This window comes from Capnocytophaga felis, assembly GCF_009684755.1.
Lineage (GTDB): Bacteria > Bacteroidota > Bacteroidia > Flavobacteriales > Flavobacteriaceae > Capnocytophaga > Capnocytophaga felis.
The window spans coordinates 302,233-319,679 of sequence record NZ_BLBC01000005.1 but is presented as its reverse complement, the minus strand read 5'-3'; the positions used below and the strand labels follow the sequence as shown (position 1 = coordinate 319,679).

Below are 17,447 nucleotides of genomic sequence, written 5' to 3'. Positions count from 1 at the left end.
TACGTTTTAATTTTGATTCTATTTTGCGTTTTTCTGTTCAAAAAACCATTTTTGTTGTGTTATTTCCCTGACTAATTCCTCTTCTGTTGGTAAATAGTGAACATATTTTGTGGCAAATAACTGTGGATTTTGATGTAAAACAGAATATCTTGCCACCACACCATCGGTTTCTGTACAAAGTAAAAGCCCTATGGTTGGGTTATCGTTTTCTTGTCTTTTCAAATCGTCATACATTCTGACATACATATCCAACTGACCAATATCCTGATGTGTTAATTTGTTGGTTTTCAATTCTACAATAACAAAACATTTCAGAATGTAATTGTAAAATACTAAATCGATATAAAAATCGGAAGTTTCGGTTTTTATATGTTGTTGGCGGGCTACAAAAGCAAAACCTTTACCGAGTTCCAACATAAATTCTTGTAAATCATCAATCAAGGCTTTTTCTAACTCCATTTCGGTATAACTTTTTCCTACCGGAAGTTTCAAAAATTCCAATACTGTCGGGCTTTTTATAAATTCCTCAAATTGAAGATGTTTTGTGCTGTTTTGCATTTCCTCTTGTACTTCCGTTTTATTGGAACTCGCCAACAATCTATCATAATATAAGGTAGAAATGTTTCTGTCGAGGGTTCGTACAGACCACATATTTTCGGCAGCTTCGCTCAGGTAGTACATTCGTGCTTTTTCGTTAGAAACTTTTAAAACACGCTGAAAATGAGACCAACTCAATTGTGCGAACAGTGTTCGCACTTTTTGTTCGTCGGGGAAATACAGATAGAATTGCCTGATTTCCCACAGCGTTCTCTTGCTATATCCCTTTCCAAATTCTCGGGTAAGTTCCTCCGAGATGGTTTTGATAATTTCTTTTCCGTATTCGGCTCGGTTTTCACCATTTTGTTCTTCTTGCACAATTCGTCTGCCAATTTGCCAATAGGCTTCAACCATTGCCGAGTTGATAGCTGCATAAGCTCGTTGCCTTGCCTGTGATAGAATATTTTTTATTTCAGTGATGTAAGTCATTGTTTTACAGTTTTAATTTAGAATTCATCAGTAACACAACCTTGCGAGGCAGAACTCACCGTACGGGCATATTTGTAAAGCACGCCTCGCTTGGCAGTATCTTTTAGTGGTTTAGGAACGAAATGAGCTCGCCTTTGGGCTAATTCTTCTTCGGTAAGATGTACGTCAATGGTATTTTTTACCGCATCAATGGTAATCAAATCACCATCTTGTACCAATGCAATGTTTCCTCCGTTTTGTGCTTCGGGCGAAATATGCCCCACTACAAACCCGTGTGAACCGCCTGAAAAACGTCCGTCAGTGATGAGTGCCACTTTTTTACCTAAACCTGCTCCCATAATAGCAGAAGTGGGTTTTAACATTTCGGGCATTCCGGGACCTCCTTTCGGACCTTCATAACAAATCACCACGACTGTTCCTTCGGTTACTTCGCCTTTGGCAATTCCTTCATTAGCAAGGAATTCGCCTTCGTAAACTTTGGCCTTGCCCGTGAAGGAAAGTCCTTCTTTACCCGTGATTTTTGCCACAGCTCCTTCGGTGGCTAAATTTCCGTACAATATGCGGATGTGCCCCGTTTGCTTTATCGGTTTTTCGATTGGATGAATAATATCTTGATTTTCAGAAAGTGATGGAACTTCGGCAAGATTTTCGGCTATGGTTTTTCCGGTAACTGTCAGGCAATCACCGTGTAAAAATCCTTTTTCGAGCAGATATTTCATCACGGCAGGAATTCCGCCAATGTAGTGCAAATCCTCCATAACGTATTTTCCACTTGGTTTAAGGTCGGCTATGAAAGGAGTTTGCTCGCTCCATTGTGCGAAGTCGTTGATGGTCAGCGGAATTTGAGCTGCCTTTGCAATGGCTAAAAAATGTAGCACCGCATTGGTAGAACCACCCAAGGCTACGACTAATCGGAAAGCGTTTTCGATGGATTTTTTAGTAACAATGTCGGAAGGTTTGATGTCGTTTTCTTGCAGATAGCGTAGTGTTTTACCTACTTTGAGGCATTCCTGCTTTTTAGCATCGCCCGAGGCAGGCGTTGAAGAATTGTAAGGCAGACTCATTCCCAAAGCTTCAATTGCCGATGCCATTGTGTTGGCCGTGTACATTCCGCCACAAGCTCCTTCACCCGGACACGCCTTATGGATGACTTCTCGGTATTCGTTTTCGTCGATAGTGCCTGCAACTTTCTGTCCCCAAGCCTCAAAAGCAGAGACAACGTCTAACTTTTTGCCATTATGACAACCCGCGGCGATAGTTCCGCCATAAACCAATATGGAAGGACGATTCAGTCTGAGCATTGCCATCAAAGCTCCGGGCATATTTTTGTCGCAACCCACCACAGTAACCAAGGCATCGTAACACATTGCCTGCATTACCGTTTCAACCGAATCGGCAATAATATCTCTCGAGACCAACGAGTAACGCATTCCGTAGGTGCCCATTGAAATTCCGTCCGAAACTCCTATGGTGTTAAAAATCAACCCCACTGAACCGGATTGCTGTACGCCCTCCTTAATTTTCAAAGCTAAATTATTTAGATGCATATTGCAGGGATTTCCCTCATAACCCGTACTTGCGATGCCTACTAACGGTTTTTTTAGGTCGTCATCGGTCAGCCCTAAGGCGTGTAGCATTGCTTGTGCTGCGGGTTGCGTGTCGTCTTGTGTAACTTGCTTACTGTATTTGTTTAATTCCATATTTTAATGATGATTTCTAAATCAAATTTTTAAAAATAAAAAAACCTGCATCGGTTTATTTGATGCAGGTTTTTTTATTTCATTTACAGATATAAAGCCTCGCATCAATAGGTACTATTGATAATAATAAGGCTAATAATATTGTAAAAAAATATTCTTGTCATTTTTTGAATTTTCTGAGTGACAAAAGTAATAAAATATATTAAAACTCCAAATATTGTTGAAAATAAATTTTGAAAAGAATTGATTTTTTGCGTTTATCTTTTTTGAAACTTTTGAAAAATAATGGAAAGCGATTAGTATCTTTTTAGAATTTCCTAATGAGAAAAATAATTTAATAAAGTTATTGATTATAAGTGGTTTAAAAATAAAAAAATCGCAACACTTTCATTATAAAAGTATTACGATTTTTTGACGTACTCGGAGCGGGACAAGACACCCATATTTTGACCTTTTTCGTATTCTCTTTAAAATCAGTATTATTATTCTGTAATTCAATTTGTTGTGCTGAAATGAATTGTTACAAATAATACAAAATAATACAATAGAGTTGAAAGAAAAACAAAAAATGTTGGGAAAATGTTGGGAAAGATTTTTGAGAACTTGACAAGTTCAATAGGAACTATTACTTTTGTATCGTTTTAGAAAAGTAATATTATGCCGTCCGTTACATTTTTGGTCAAAAGTAAGACCAACCCTGCAACCATATACGTACGTTTGAGTGTTCAACGTGGAAAAGACTACATCAAAAAAACGGGATTTCTTATTAACCCCGACCAATGGAGTGCCAAAAAGAAAGAACCCAAACCCACAAGCCCCGAAAATAAAAACCTCGCAACCGACCTCAGCACTTTAAAACTATTCATTGAAAACAGTCTAAACCAAGCCCAGCAACAAGGCGACCCGATTAACGCCGATTGGTTACAAACGCAAATAGATATTTTTTTTAAACGAATAGACGACCCTAACAACGGGCAAAGTGCATTTATCCTTGACCTTATCGACTACATCATACAAACTGCACCCACACGCAAAAACGGGCGGGGTACGTTGGGACTTTCACAAAGTAGGGTTAAATCATATCAAACATTAAAAACCATTTTTACAACCTATCAAACCAAAACCCGAAAGCATTACAAGGCAAAGGATATTGATTTAAAGTTTGAACGCCTTTTTTTGGATTGGTTAATGAATGATAGACAGCATAAAGATAGTTACGCACTCAAACTAATGGACAACCTCAAAGCCGTTTGCAACGAGGCAAAAACATTAGGTATTGAGACAAGCCCGCAACTTCCGAAGTTAGCCAAAGGCACGCCCGAAAAAGAATTACCCATATACCTCAACCCTCAGGAACTTCAACAGATAAGAGACTGTAAAATAACAAGTTTGCAACTTCACAACGCCCGCAAGTGGTTGTTATTGGGTTGCCACTTAGGGCAACGAGGAAACGACCTTTTAAAAATAGACCATTCCGACTATGCTTATTTGGACAACGGCACGCCCGCCGTTACCATACGACAACAAAAGACGGGTAAAATAGTCATTGTACCAATCATTGAGGGGCTTAATTCCGAAATATTGGAAATCAAAAAAACAGGAATGCCACACCCCGTAAGCATTCAACGGCTTAACGAATATATCAAAGAAGTATGCAAGTTGGCGGGCATCAATACTCCAACGACACACACAAGGTCGGTACTGATTGACCGGAACGGAAACCCAATAGAGAAAGACGATAAAGGGAATTATGAAGACAAAGGCAACAAACGAACCGTAAAAGTAACCCTACCAAAATACGAGTTTATAACCTCGCACGTATGTAGGCGGTCGTTTGCTACCAACCTATACGGAAAGTTACCCACTACGATAATTAAGAACATTACGGGGCATTCTACCGAAGCAATGCTACTAAAATACATCGGAAAGAACGAAGCCGAAACCGCCCTCCAAATGGTCGATTTCCTAACCTCCAAACCCGAACTAATACAAGAACTGAATAAATTAAATATTAAATAGTTATGAGTAAATATATCGAAATAGACAACCTTAAAAACCGCCTTAATGAGTTGCGAGCCTTACAAAGTGAAAAAGTTGTAAAAGCCCTTGAAATAGAATATACTTACGAAAGCAATAAGATTGAAGGTAACACTTTAACCCTCCAGGAAACCGCCCTTGTCATTGAAAAAGGTTTGACCGTTGGAGGCAAAACCCTAAACGAACATTTAGAAGCAATAAACCACACCCACGCAATAGCATTTATCAAAGATATTGCAAAGGGTAACGAACCGATAACCGAACGCCTGATAACGGAAATACACGCCCTTATTTTGAAAGGCATAAACGACCGCAACGCAGGACGTTATAGAAGTGTACTCGTATTGATTTCAGGAGCAAAGCACGTACCCCCGCAACCCTTTGCCGTGCCGTTGGAAATGGAAAAACTTATGCAGTGGTACGACCTCAACAAAGACACTTTACACCCTATCGAGTTAGCCTCCGAAATGCACGAACGATTAGTAACCATACACCCATTTATTGACGGCAACGGACGCACTTCGAGGCTTTTAATGAATTTGATACTGTTGCGGTCGGGTTATCCTATTGCGATACTCAAAGGCGACACGGAAAGCCGTTTGAAGTATTACAGTGCTTTGGAAACCGCCCAAGTAGAGAACGACAAACGCCCCTTTATTGACCTGATTGCGGATAACGTAAGGCAAACCATCGAACGTATTATAAAGATTGTTGAGGGTTGAGGTATTGCGTAACCATTGCGTAACCATGTTTATACAAAAACGGCATTTCGTATAAATGAAAGAGTAAATGACTACATAAATGCAACATTAACGGGGTTTCTGTTACGGAAACCCCTTAAAAACCCGCCCTATGGTAAACATAGGACGTGAAAACCAATAAGTTAAGAGTAAACCCTTTGAAAATAATAATGTTTTAGAAAAGTTGAGGTATGGAAATTTTCAATAAGTTGAATACAGAATACATTTTGACTGCATATGAAATAACGAAAATAGCAAAAGAATATACAAACAACTATGACCAAGAAATGGTAATAGACCTTATTCAAAGTTTGAAAGATGAAATTCGCATAATGCAGGAATATTTTATATACTATTTTTTTGAAGAATTGAAAAAATGTAAAAATCAAGAAATTACAATGTATTGCAATGATTTTGCCATTCCTATTGCCATCGAGGATTTCGACCCTGAAAAAGAAGATTTTTATTATGGTAGTCAAACAGAAGTTAAAGATTTTTACACATACATTCAAAAGGCGGCGGATATAGAAAATCAAGGAATAGCAAGTGTAGTATCAGTGGTTTCAGGAGATATAAGTGACAAGTATGGGGAAAGATTTGATTTAACAGAATTGGAGTGCAAAATTCGTACTATGAGTGAGGTAAAATTCATAGGTAATGAAATTTTTGAAATTAATTATTATAATCTATTAGAAAAACTAATATCAGTTAAAACGAATTTTGAACCGCAACCTGCCCCCGTTGTTCCTGAACATCAATTACTCCCTAATTTTACGGAGCAAACGAATAATTCCGAACTGCAGCCTGACTTTTCGGAAGATACCGAACCCAAAGAAAAACTAATTTTACTTAATGAATTGGGGGTTATTGACTTTTTGAAAAGCAAAGCCCCGTTTAATACCTCAACCAACGCAATGGCAACGGCGTTAAGTGGTATTTTGGGAATTAAACAAAAAACGTTACAATCATATTTAAACCCAATGTTTAGCCCAAACGCAGGGCAACGAAACAACCCTTATGAAAATAAAGGGCTTGTTCAAAAAGTCCAACAAAAGTTAATTTCAATAGGCTACGAGGTTAAAAAATAACTTATTATCAAAACTTTACTGCATAAGACTTTCAGAAGTACCCAACTTTTGGAAGTCTTTTTTGTATCCGTTTTATTCGTTATTCACTTTTTTAGGTACTACCTAATTTTTACCTAATTTCTATTTGCACCATAAACAAATAATTTTTTTATGGAAGCAATACAATTTATTCAAATCACACCGCAAGAACTCAAAGAACAATTTTCAGAAGTGGTACAAACTCAAATCAACGAACTCAAAAAACATTTTCAGCCCAAAGCCCCAACGGAGTATTTAACCCGCCGTGAAGTGGCTAACTTGTTAGGCGTGAACCTTACCACCCTGAACAATTGGACACGCAAAGGCATACTAAAATCATACGGAATTGGCGGGCGGGTATATTACAAACGCCACGAGGTAGAAAACGCCGTTATTGAACTCAAAAACTAATGAATTATGAAAACAAACGTAGTAATGAAAAGTGCCGACCGCAATTTATTCGGCGTGATTATCAAGCAAAATACAAAGAACGGACAAAGCCTATCCGTTACCGACCTGATGAAAGCCTATCAAACTGCAAGATTTGAGTACGGGTGGTCTAATAGACAGGTAGAAGATATAGTAAAAACCAAACCTTTTCAAGAAAGGGTATATCATCTTTTAAATGAGAGAGGTGTCATAAAAATGAATATAATCAGTTTTATGCAATTCATTGAAAAATAGGGTGTTATAAAAACATTGAAAGGTTTAGGAGTTTGGAAAACCACAGGGCGGGGCGAAAACAAATCTACCTACGCCGACCCTTATATATGGGTGCTTTTAGCAATGGAATTAAACCCTTTGATTTATGCAAAGGTGGTAATTTGGCTAACCGACAGCCTTATTTTTAACCGCATATTGGCGGGGTCGGAATTTGCCCCGATGAATAGAGCCATTGCAACGATTATCAATGAGCCTAATTATGCTTTATACAGCCGTGAAATCAATAATAACGTATTCGGACGGCACGAAAAAGGCATAAGAGACACCGCAACCCGCACGCAACTACAACGAATTTCAGATATTGAAAAGTTTGTAACGCAAGCCATTGAACAAAAATTGATAACCTCCGAAAGTCAGTTATTAAAAGTTATTGGGGGATACAGCAAAACATAAAAAAAGAGGGCAAAAGCCCCCAAGTGTTTTAGAAAAGTTTTTGTGCGTACGAACGTGGCAAAGATACGGAAAAAAGTATAAAGTTTAAAGTTTCAAACCTTAAACGTTGAACCTCAAATAGTAAACATTAAAAACATATCAATATGGAAACATTAAACGGAGCAAACATACATCAGTTTGCCAAAATCGAAACATCAGACAAGTACAAAGAAGTAACGCACTTTGAAAAGATACACCAAACCGCAAATAGTCGGTACATTTTGGACTTTGCTAATATATCCGTACAACGAAATTTCAACAAGTCGGAAAATGTTGCCTTTTGGTACAAACCCGCACCCCGCAAACCCGACGGCACACGTGCCAAATGGGGCGAAGTACTGACGGGGCTTTTCAGAACCGCACACCCGCAAATATATTACGGGGATATATCGAGCAAAGACCATTACGGACGTTACAAAAAACATACGTTGTTATTTTTTGTATTCAATACCGACCGCACCAAATTAGCAATAGTAGAGTATCCGAATTATTACCCGATGGACGTAACGTTAGCAATTGCTATGATTTCAGTCGAAATAAAAAGATACTTCGGTTTGCAGTAGTTTAAAGTTAAAACCTTGAAAATATGGTAGATTTTATAAAAATATCCGTATCATACCCCGATAACGACAAACTGCATCGGATTTTGACAAGTGGAGCATTCCTATACGTGGAGCAGGAAACCGACCCATATACGGGCGAAGTAGTGAAAGAAGTGTACAAATACCACAATATGCGATTAAAGCCCTATAATGGGGGTTTTATCCTCAAAGGTAGTATTCATAAACTACATAACGAACTTATCGGAAATACACGTCCTGAGTGGACGGCAAAGTACAACGGCTTCAACGGAGACCGTTTTACACTTTCGGAAGTAGAGAATGTTATTAAACACCTTTGCAAGTTATTGAATGTCCAGGCGGGCGGTTGCGTGCTTCAAAATATTGAAATAGGACTAAACAATGTTATTCCGTTTAGTGCTTTTGATTTTTTGCAAGGCATTCAAGCACACCGCAATAACTTTGCCCCAACTATCAAACACGGACGCAATTACTTCGAGTTCGGATATAGTCAATACTATTTGAAACTATACAACAAAGGCAAACAGTATGGGTTATATGATGAAGTGGTAAGGGTTGAGGTTAAAGTAATAAAAATGCAAAAACTGCATAACGCAGGAGTACCCATACACACACTGGCAGACCTCAGCACTGACAACCTGGAAAAAGCCTTTGAAGTACTTACATCGGAATTTGAAAAAGTGGTTAATATTGATAATTCACTGCGGGCAAACGAACTTACGGAAAAAGATTTGATACGATTAAACGAACTGCGAAACCCCGCATTTTGGCAAAAAATGACCCGTGTACAAGTACAACGAGCAAAGGAGTTTTTAGAGGAATTAAACACGACTTTTTCGGACAATCAAAAGGGGCAAATTATACGAAAAATGCACCACGAAAAAGAGGCGATTTTTAACAATAAAATCACTCCGAAATGTTACAAAATTACCGACCCTGAAAATACAAACAAAAATGGGGTTATGTTACAAAATTACCCTTTAAGTAAACGGGAAGATTGTAACATCGAAAATTTAGACCTTGAAAAAATGGAAGTTTTAAGTTCTGAAAAAATGAGTTTGGAAGATGAAGAAAAAAGGGATAAAAAAACATTGATTTTTGAGGACAAAGAAAGCAAAAAAAACGAGGTAGAAAATTTGCCAAAAAACGGGGTTGAAAAAGTGAAAAAAACTTGTCCTGTTACGGGGGTTGAATTGACCCACGAAAATGAGGGGGCGAAGTACATCCGGACGGCAACTTTTTTGTATTTGAAAGAACACGACCCCGAAAGATATATTTTGCTTTGTTCGTACCTTTTGCCTCGAACAGGTTATAAACCCGTTCGGGAAAAAAATATCATAATGCACTTGTGTAAGCAAGTCCGGAATTTATACAACAACCCGAACAGAGGCAAAAAGTCGAAAAAACCGCCTTTGCAGAAATATTTCAAAAACCAACTTGAGTTGTTTTGAAATTTCAAGAACCAAAAACAAAGTTTCACTCAAAAAAGAGTAAAACTCTACAAAACGCCTCCAAACGAACACAAAGGGCGTTTTTTTGTGTTTTTGCCGTTGAGGTTATAAACACCCACCCGAAGCAAAGAAACCCCGAAAAAACAGCCCCTAACATTGGGTTTTAAACATTGACCCTTAGAAAATGATTTTTAACAGGTAAAAACCGCACAAAAACACATCAGATATACAAACCTACTTAAACACAAATAAAGTTAAAAAAAAACACCTAAAAACCGCCTTAAATTCGATGTTTAAAGTTTTTGGTATTCCATAAAATTATGAAAAACCCCATCAGTTACTACTTTACCGCCCCCCAAAAGACAAAAAGCAAGCAATCAAAAACCAAGTAAAAACCAACCGATAACCTAAAATTGTCGAAAAATTACCGACTATTGAAAGTAAGAAAAAAACTACATTTTTCATTGTTAGTTTGACATAAATACCTTACCTTTGCAAAATGATAATTTTTTAGTTTTAATCAATGAGAAAAGAATTAGGAAAATTATTACTTGATATAGTGAAGTATGTAGTTACGGCGGTTATAGTTTCGGATATTTTTACAGAGGTTGAAGGTTTGGAACTGTACATAACCGCAAGCATAACAACAACTATACTACTTATTTTTGGTCTGTTACTTGTGAAAGACCCAAAAGAAGAGAAAACGCAAAAAAATAAACCTAAAAAACGAAAATAGATATGAGTGGAGCAATTTATATGATGATTTATATATCAGTGGTTGCGGTGGTGGGTTATTTTTACTTTTACATTCGTGATAAAAAACAAAAATATACACACGACAATGAATAAGATAGCCCGCACAAAATTGAACTGGGACAAAATAGCAAAATTACCCACCGCCGACCAGTTATTAACTCAAAAATACGGGGAGGAGGGGACACCCACCCGCAAGGAGTTTACCGCCAAAGCAAAGGCGTGGTATTTTGCTGAACTTCTGAAAGAGGAACGCAAACAACTGAAAATAACACAAAGAGAATTAGCCGAAAAGATAGGCAAAAAACGGGAATACATCGCAAGCCTTGAACGTGGAGAAACCGATATGCAATTATCAACCTTTATCAGTATTGCAGAGGCGTTGGGGTTGAAGTTCGGGCTAATGTATCAGTAAATCAAAGGGGGCTAATTCAGTCCCTTTTTTATTTCTGAAAATGCACAAATTGCATAAAAAACCGATAAAAAGAGTTTTTTTTGAACCTTTGCAATGTTTCTAAAACTGAAAATATGAAAAGAACCGCAACAAAAACCTTTAAATGTCCCTTTATCGGGGCGTTTTTTATTTAAGTTTTTGTTTATCAGTCTTAAAGTGCGGATACAAAAAATAAAAGCACAAAAAAAAACATTGAGCAGATTACATTAAAAAAGTAACGTAGTGGTAAGTCTTAAAAACCTTTGCGTTTGAACTTTCAATAATATTCAATACCACCCACCATACAGAAGCAAAATATTTTACTTCGGGAATTATCTAATATATCTAATACGGAAAGTCCAAAAAAGACCCCTCAAACCACCCCAAAAAAACACCTGACAAAATGACTTTTTCCGAATTGTTGGGAAAATGTTGGGAAAAATGGAAATAAAAAAATCGCAACACTTTTATTATAAAAGTATTACGATTTTTTCGTGTACTCGGAGCGGGACTTGAACCCGCACAGGCATTGCTGCCCACTGGATTTTAAGTCCAGCGTGTCTACCGATTCCACCATCCGAGCCTTTTTTGCTGGCACAAAAAAGAGCGAAAAACGGGGTTCGAACCCGCGACCTCAACCTTGGCAAGGTTGCGCTCTACCAGCTGAGCTATTTTCGCATAAAATGTTTTTATTAAATGCAATCCTTATCGTATTGCGAGTGCAAAGATAAAAACATTTTTTTACTTGGCAAATATTTTTCTTCCTTTTTGTAAAATATTTTTCTTCCTGAAAAGTATTCTACATTCTTTCAGGAACTTGTATGCCCAACATAGCAAAAGCAGAAGCAATAATCTCACTTATTTTTTTACAAAGCGACACCCGAAACTCTCTTTTTGCTTCATTTTCTTCTCCTAAAATGGATACATTTTGATAGAAAGAATTGAAATCTTTTACCAAATCATATACATAATTGGCGATGATTGCAGGGCTATATGAGTCTGCTGCATTTTGCACCACTTCGGGGAAAAGTCCCATATTTTTAAGTAAGGTTTTCTCCTTTGGATGTAGTTCTGAAATCAATTCACTATCTGATTTTGAAACTCCTATTTCATTGTATTTGCGTAAGATAGATTTTATTCGAGCATAAGTGTATTGCACAAACGGACCAGTATTTCCTTGGAAATCAATCGATTCTTTTGGGTCAAAAAGAATGCGTTTTTTCGGGTCAACTTTCAAAATGTAGTATTTCAAAGCTCCCAAACCGATGGTGTGATATAATTTCCTTTTCTGATTTTCATCGTACCCGTCTAATTTTCCTAATTCTTGCGAAATTTCCTCAGCAGTTTGCTCCATTTCGACAATTAAATCGTCAGCATCGACCACCGTTCCTTCGCGGCTTTTCATTTTTCCGCTCGGCAAATCCACCATTCCGTAGCTTAAATGATACAGGTTTTCGGCCCAATCGTAGCCTAATTTTTTCAGAATTAAAAACAAAACTTTAAAATGATAATCTTGCTCATTTCCAACGGTATATACCATTCCTTTTACATCGGGATAGTCCTTAACTCGCTGAATTGCCGTACCAATATCTTGGGTCATATACACGGAAGTTCCGTCGGAGCGAAGTACTAATTTCTCATCCAATCCGTCGGCGGTTAAATCGCACCAAACCGACCCGTCTTCCTTCTTGAAAAAAACGCCTTTCTGCAAGCCTTCCTCAACGATGTCTTTTCCTAACAGATATGTGTTGCTTTCGTAATAATACGAATCGAAATCAACGCCTAAGTTTTTGTAAGTAGTTGAAAATCCGTCGTAAACCCATTGATTCATTGTTTTCCAAAGCGAAATAACTTGCTCGTCGCCGGCTTCCCATTTTCGGAGCATTTCTTGGGCTTCCAAAAATATGGGGGCTTGTTTTTCAGCTTCTTCTTTGGTTTTTCCTTCGGAAATAAGTTGCTCTATTTCAGATTTATACGCTTTGTCAAAAGCTACGTAATAATTCCCGACAAGTTTGTCGCCTTTTAATCCCGAATTTTCAGGCGTTTCGCCATTGCCAAACTTCTGCCAAGCAATCATTGATTTACAGATGTGAATCCCTCTATCGTTGATTATCTGAGTTTTATATACTTTATGTCCGGCTGCTTTTAAGATTTCAGCTACCGAATATCCCAACAAATTATTGCGGATATGCCCCAAATGTAACGGTTTGTTGGTGTTGGGTGAAGAATATTCGACCATTATCGTTTTTTTGGAATTCGGCTGAGCCAATCCAAAACGGCTTTCTTTCTCTATATTTTTCAGAAAATCAATGTAATACGAATCAGAAATTACTAAATTTAAAAATCCTTTTACTACGTTGAATCCGCTGACTTCTGCCACATTTTCTTGTAAAAAAGTCCCGATTTGCTGCCCGATTTGCTCCGGATTTCCCTTAATCTGACGTAACATTGGGAAAATCACAACCGTAACATCGCCTTCAAATTCTTTTTTAGTTTGCTGTAATTCAACGTTTTCAAGTTGAACGCCAAAAATTTGCTCAACTGCCTTTTGTGTATGTTGTTTTAGTATTTCTTGTAAATTCTGCATATCTGAAATATTTTTCATTATAGCCCGCAAAGATACATAATTTCCAAACGAATTTCTACCTTAAGCGTTTTTTATGAATGAAATAATTTTCTATTTTTGATTTTGAGGAGATGGTAATATATTGTAAATTAGTTTGTTAAAAATCTTCTTTTATAACATCTTCATATTCATACCAAAATTCTTCAAATTTGGACATTTTCTCATATAAAAACTCCATCGTTTCTCGCCAAGTATCCTTATTGTGAATGTTTACGTTTTCTTTTTGTACGTAAATGCGGCTGATTTCCTTCTTGTTATCCAAAAAATAACAATCCTCAAATATGGCATCAGGTAGATATTCTTCAAGAAGAATACTTTTTAAAGAAATTAGTTTTTCGTAATATAAAATTCTGTTACTTAATATGTTGTCTTCAATGTCTAAAGATACGATGGCTTTTTTTGTGTCAAAATAGAATTTAAAGCTAAAATCTTTTATTTTAGTGTTGTATAGCACCCATTTGCGAGGGAAAGATTTACCAAAAGAAATCCAGAAATCTTCACGCAATTTTTTTGCTTCTGCTTTGCTGTACATAAAAATTTAAAAAATATTTTTCGGGGTTTAGAACTTAACGTTTAATGCTTTTTGTTGTAGTTTTTCGTCTTTAATGAATTCAAAAATATATTGATTTTCAGTTTTGTAGAATATACCGTGATTGCCGTATTCGTCTTCTGCGAGATAAACATTAGGCAAAGAAGTTTGTTTTATTTTCAGAATTATTTTCGGAGTGTTATCAATTAACTGGAAGCCTAAGTTGTTGGGCTGAGCATACAACATTGTTACGTCATTAGATTTAGATTCCATCTTGCTTTCAGTTATGGTTTTTGCGGAAGAAATTGATAGAGTAGGAGTTTCGTGTTTGTGATTTTGCTTAAAAGTAGCCAATTTGTTTCCTGCAGAAAAAGCATCTCGAAGGGCTTCTTGATAAGCTTTTTTAAATTCTTTCTCCCTGCTTTTTCCTATTTCAGAAACAAAAACTTGTTTTCCTTTACAATCAGTTAGGGTTAATTGAAGTTTTGTAATGAACATTCCTGATGTATTTAAAATATTTGCTTTTAAATAGTTACAAGGATTTTGTGTGATTTCCTCAGGCGTTTCATTTTCAAAAAAGACTTTGAAATTTTCTTTTTCAAGAAGAAATTTTGTTAAGCTATTTAATTGAAAATCATCTGCTTTCTTTTGAAATTCAAATTGATTAGGGAGTATAACAAAAATATCGGTATTTTGCCCGAATCCTAAAAAGGGAAAAAATGCCATTAACAAATAAAAATAAGTTCTCATAAATTTGATGATATTTGAAAAATTTAGAGCAAAAATAAAAAATAATAATTTTCTTTCAAAAAAGTAATGCGAATTTTGATACTTAAAATCAGAAAAAGTGAATTTTAATTGAGAATATTGCATATTTGAGGAGCTTATAGGCTTATCAATTGCAAGATTTTAAAAAAAAACATATTTTTGCAATGAGATTGAGTAAGTGAATCGTGTTTTTATAAAAATATTATTTTTCGTCTTAGGACTGGTTGCCTGCAACAAAAAAGGAAATTCTGTTAAGGGCGACGTACTGTTATTTCCTGAAAATACACAAGTTATCTATCGGGTTAATCACAAAAATAATTTTTTAAGTGCTATTGAAAACAACGAATTTTGGAAAGAAAACAATCCTAAACCATTACGTTCTTACGAAACAAAATTGTTAAGAAGTCTTCCTACAGACCATAATATATGGGTTGCTTTTACCGCTTATAAAAATTTTTTCGCCATCACTAAAAAAGAAGAATCGGATACACTGAGCATTTGGAAAAATGCAAACACAACAATCCAAAAACAATCACAATTTGGCAAAGAATGGTATTACACGGTTGTAGATAACAGATTGATAATTAGTAATTCGTCAGAAATTGATTCATTTTTTAAAACGGAAGTTGAAGCTCAGGAAAAGTCTGAAAAACAAGCTGTCTTGGAGCAACTTCAAAAGATTGCCACAACTGATTGCAGTGCCAATTTATTTATGCAGAAAGAGCAAGCGAATCAGTTTTTTTCTCCTTTTTTCAAAACTGATATTACAAAACCATTCAAATATTGGCTTGCATTGGATTTGTTTTTGGAGGAAAACGATTTGAGATTCAGCGGAATGGCAGTTGCTCAAAACGATTACAAAGCAGATGTGTTATTGGAGGCAAAACCTCACGAAAGCAATCCTGCCGAAATAGTACCTTCGCACATTTTAGGAATGACTTCTTATTCCTTTGAAGATGCAGGAAAAATATTTCTTCCTGATTCGGTTAGTGCTTCTTTCCAAAAAACACTCAACGGATTGGTTTTTGCACAAACTATTGACGGAAAATTTGCGGCTGCTTCGTCTTTTGATGTAGATGAAACTTTACTACAACTGCCCATTTTATCTGAAGAACCACAAAGAGAATTTCCTGTTTATGAGTTAAATAAAGATTCTTCATTGGACTTTTTCGGCGTTTTTGAACCTAATTTTAAACCGAAATATGTTTCTGTACACAATGATTATTTGGTTTTTTCAAAAACAAAAGAAGTTCTTAGCTCGGTTATGAACGATATTGAACGAAAAAATACGCTTTCTGAAAATAAATCGTACGAATTGTTAGAAAAAAACACAGCCTCAAATATGAGTTTGACACGTGTTGCAAATTTGTACAATAGCAGTGAATTTCGTGAGAAATATCCTCAAATTGCTCAAAATTATCGTTGGGCTGTTTTTCAGCAAACTTGTCAGAATGAGTATTATATGTTTAATTTTGTGAGTAAAAAACAAACAAAAACTTCTATTACAGATAAGATTAAAGAACGTTTTCAATTTGCATTGGACGCAGATATGATTACTCCTCCTGCCATATTGCTCAATCACAGGACAAAACGCAGAGAAATTGCTGTTCAAGATGAAAACTATGACCTCTATCTGATTGGAAACAATGGGAGTTTGTTGTGGAAAAAGAGGTTAGATGGTAAGATACAAAGTCCTATTTATCAGGTAGATTTGTTTAAAAATGGCTTTTTACAGATGGCTTTTACAACGGAACATTCTATTTGGGTGGTGGACAGAAATGGAAACAATGTGGCTCCTTTTCCTAAAAAATATAAAGGTAAAATAACTCCGCTTGAAGTGTTTGATTATGATAAGAATAGAGAATACAGATTCCTCTTTGCAGAAGGGAAAATATTACATATGTTGGATAAAAAAGGCAATGTTGTAGGCGGCTTTTTAAGGAAGAATACCGATGCAGCTCCGCTGTTTACTCCGAAACATTACCGAGCAGGAGATAAAGATTTTTTAGTTTATCTGTCTGATAATGGGAAGTTTAACGTTCTGCATCGCAATGGTGAAATTCGCATACCGATTCAGGGAAAATACGATTTTTCAAATAATCCGCCATTATTTTTTGATAATCGATTTTTGTTTTCAACCCAAGACGGAAACCTCACTCGCATAGACTTAAACGGAAATATAGTTAAAACGGAAAGGAATTGGGATAGAAATCATTATCTGATTGGAAATCAATATACAACATCGTTTCTTTCAGGAAATACATTATCAATAGGAAGTGTAAAAATTCAGATTCCCGATGCAAGATATGATAAACAGAAACTTTTTCGGGTGCGAGGTGTGAATTATGTTTCGGCAAACGATGTTCAAAATCAGAAAGTTTACTTGTGGAATGAGCAAGGAAAACTTATGCAAGATTTTCCTTTAGAAGGAGTTTCTCCGATGGATATGGATGTTGATTTGGATAAATCTATTTGGGTTGTTTTTGGGCTGACCAAAAATCGGGTAAGTGTATATGAAATGAAGGAGTTGAAATAATTTGCT

Annotated in this window: 16 protein-coding genes and 2 tRNA genes; 11 read left to right on the top strand and 7 right to left on the bottom strand. The window is 36.3% G+C overall.

The annotated features are described in order from the left end of the window. Positions 1-18: 18 nt before the first annotated feature. Together GN105_RS02690 and ilvD are read right to left on the bottom strand one after the other, a co-directional pair. Positions 19-1,026: a PDDEXK nuclease domain-containing protein gene (locus GN105_RS02690; RefSeq protein ID WP_155283901.1), complete on the bottom strand. Its 1,008-nt coding sequence runs from the start codon at positions 1,024-1,026 to the stop codon at positions 19-21. Positions 1,027-1,043: 17 nt separating this feature from the next. Next, a complete protein-coding gene (ilvD, locus tag GN105_RS02685) occupies positions 1,044-2,726 on the bottom strand; it encodes a dihydroxy-acid dehydratase (RefSeq protein ID WP_155283900.1) in 1,683 nt (560 codons plus the stop codon). 657 nt (positions 2,727-3,383) lie between these two features. Here ilvD and GN105_RS02680 point away from each other — a divergent pair. The 10 genes from GN105_RS02680 to GN105_RS02635 all read left to right on the top strand — a co-directional run bounded on the left by GN105_RS02680 (position 3,384) and on the right by GN105_RS02635 (position 10,964). Beyond that, the gene (locus GN105_RS02680; RefSeq protein WP_155283899.1) at positions 3,384-4,745 is read left to right on the top strand and encodes a tyrosine-type recombinase/integrase; all 1,362 of its coding nucleotides are present in this window, start codon (positions 3,384-3,386) and stop codon (positions 4,743-4,745) included. Positions 4,746-4,747: 2 nt separating this feature from the next. Then, positions 4,748-5,485, top strand: coding sequence for a Fic family protein (locus GN105_RS02675; RefSeq protein ID WP_155283898.1), 738 nt, complete (start codon positions 4,748-4,750; stop codon positions 5,483-5,485). A 209-nt stretch (positions 5,486-5,694) separates the two neighbouring features. Continuing rightward, a complete protein-coding gene (locus GN105_RS02670; RefSeq protein WP_155283897.1) occupies positions 5,695-6,591 on the top strand; it encodes a hypothetical protein in 897 nt (298 codons plus the stop codon). Positions 6,592-6,741: 150 nt separating this feature from the next. Then, the gene (locus GN105_RS02665; RefSeq protein WP_155283896.1) at positions 6,742-7,020 is read left to right on the top strand and encodes a helix-turn-helix domain-containing protein; all 279 of its coding nucleotides are present in this window, start codon (positions 6,742-6,744) and stop codon (positions 7,018-7,020) included. 6 nt (positions 7,021-7,026) lie between these two features. Then, positions 7,027-7,293 carry a hypothetical protein gene (locus tag GN105_RS02660; RefSeq protein ID WP_155283895.1) on the top strand — a complete coding sequence of 89 codons (267 nt, stop codon included), beginning with the start codon at positions 7,027-7,029 and terminating at the stop codon, positions 7,291-7,293. A gap of 15 nt (positions 7,294-7,308) precedes the next feature. Then, complete coding sequence (locus GN105_RS02655; protein ID WP_155283894.1) at positions 7,309-7,725, top strand: hypothetical protein; 417 nt, start codon at positions 7,309-7,311, stop codon at positions 7,723-7,725. 143 nt (positions 7,726-7,868) lie between these two features. Further along, positions 7,869-8,327: a hypothetical protein gene (locus GN105_RS02650; protein ID WP_155283893.1), complete on the top strand. Its 459-nt coding sequence runs from the start codon at positions 7,869-7,871 to the stop codon at positions 8,325-8,327. A gap of 23 nt (positions 8,328-8,350) precedes the next feature. Next, complete coding sequence (locus GN105_RS02645) at positions 8,351-9,796, top strand: hypothetical protein (protein WP_155283892.1); 1,446 nt, start codon at positions 8,351-8,353, stop codon at positions 9,794-9,796. 523 nt (positions 9,797-10,319) lie between these two features. After that, positions 10,320-10,532, top strand: a complete 213-nt coding sequence (locus GN105_RS02640) for a DUF6722 family protein (RefSeq protein WP_155283891.1) — start codon at positions 10,320-10,322, stop codon at positions 10,530-10,532. A 105-nt stretch (positions 10,533-10,637) separates the two neighbouring features. After that, positions 10,638-10,964, top strand: coding sequence for a helix-turn-helix domain-containing protein (locus tag GN105_RS02635; RefSeq protein ID WP_155283890.1), 327 nt, complete (start codon positions 10,638-10,640; stop codon positions 10,962-10,964). Positions 10,965-11,479: 515 nt separating this feature from the next. Here the strand turns inward: GN105_RS02635 and GN105_RS02630 are convergent. From GN105_RS02630 to GN105_RS02610, 5 genes are all read right to left on the bottom strand, one after another. Beyond that, positions 11,480-11,565: transfer RNA gene (locus tag GN105_RS02630), tRNA-Leu, on the bottom strand. A 22-nt stretch (positions 11,566-11,587) separates the two neighbouring features. Beyond that, positions 11,588-11,660, bottom strand: a tRNA-Gly gene (locus GN105_RS02625). Between the two features lie 121 nt (positions 11,661-11,781). Next, positions 11,782-13,569 (bottom strand): arginine--tRNA ligase, encoded by a 1,788-nt coding sequence (gene argS / locus GN105_RS02620; RefSeq protein ID WP_155283889.1) that lies wholly within the window; start codon positions 13,567-13,569, stop codon positions 11,782-11,784. 136 nt (positions 13,570-13,705) lie between these two features. Beyond that, positions 13,706-14,140: a DUF4268 domain-containing protein gene (locus GN105_RS02615; RefSeq protein ID WP_155283888.1), complete on the bottom strand. Its 435-nt coding sequence runs from the start codon at positions 14,138-14,140 to the stop codon at positions 13,706-13,708. Between the two features lie 27 nt (positions 14,141-14,167). Beyond that, positions 14,168-14,887, bottom strand: a complete 720-nt coding sequence (locus GN105_RS02610) for a hypothetical protein (protein WP_155283887.1) — start codon at positions 14,885-14,887, stop codon at positions 14,168-14,170. A gap of 196 nt (positions 14,888-15,083) precedes the next feature. Here GN105_RS02610 and GN105_RS02605 point away from each other — a divergent pair, with 196 nt between their 5' ends. Next, complete coding sequence (locus tag GN105_RS02605) at positions 15,084-17,441, top strand: hypothetical protein (protein ID WP_227977334.1); 2,358 nt, start codon at positions 15,084-15,086, stop codon at positions 17,439-17,441. The last annotated feature ends 6 nt before the right edge of the window (positions 17,442-17,447 follow it).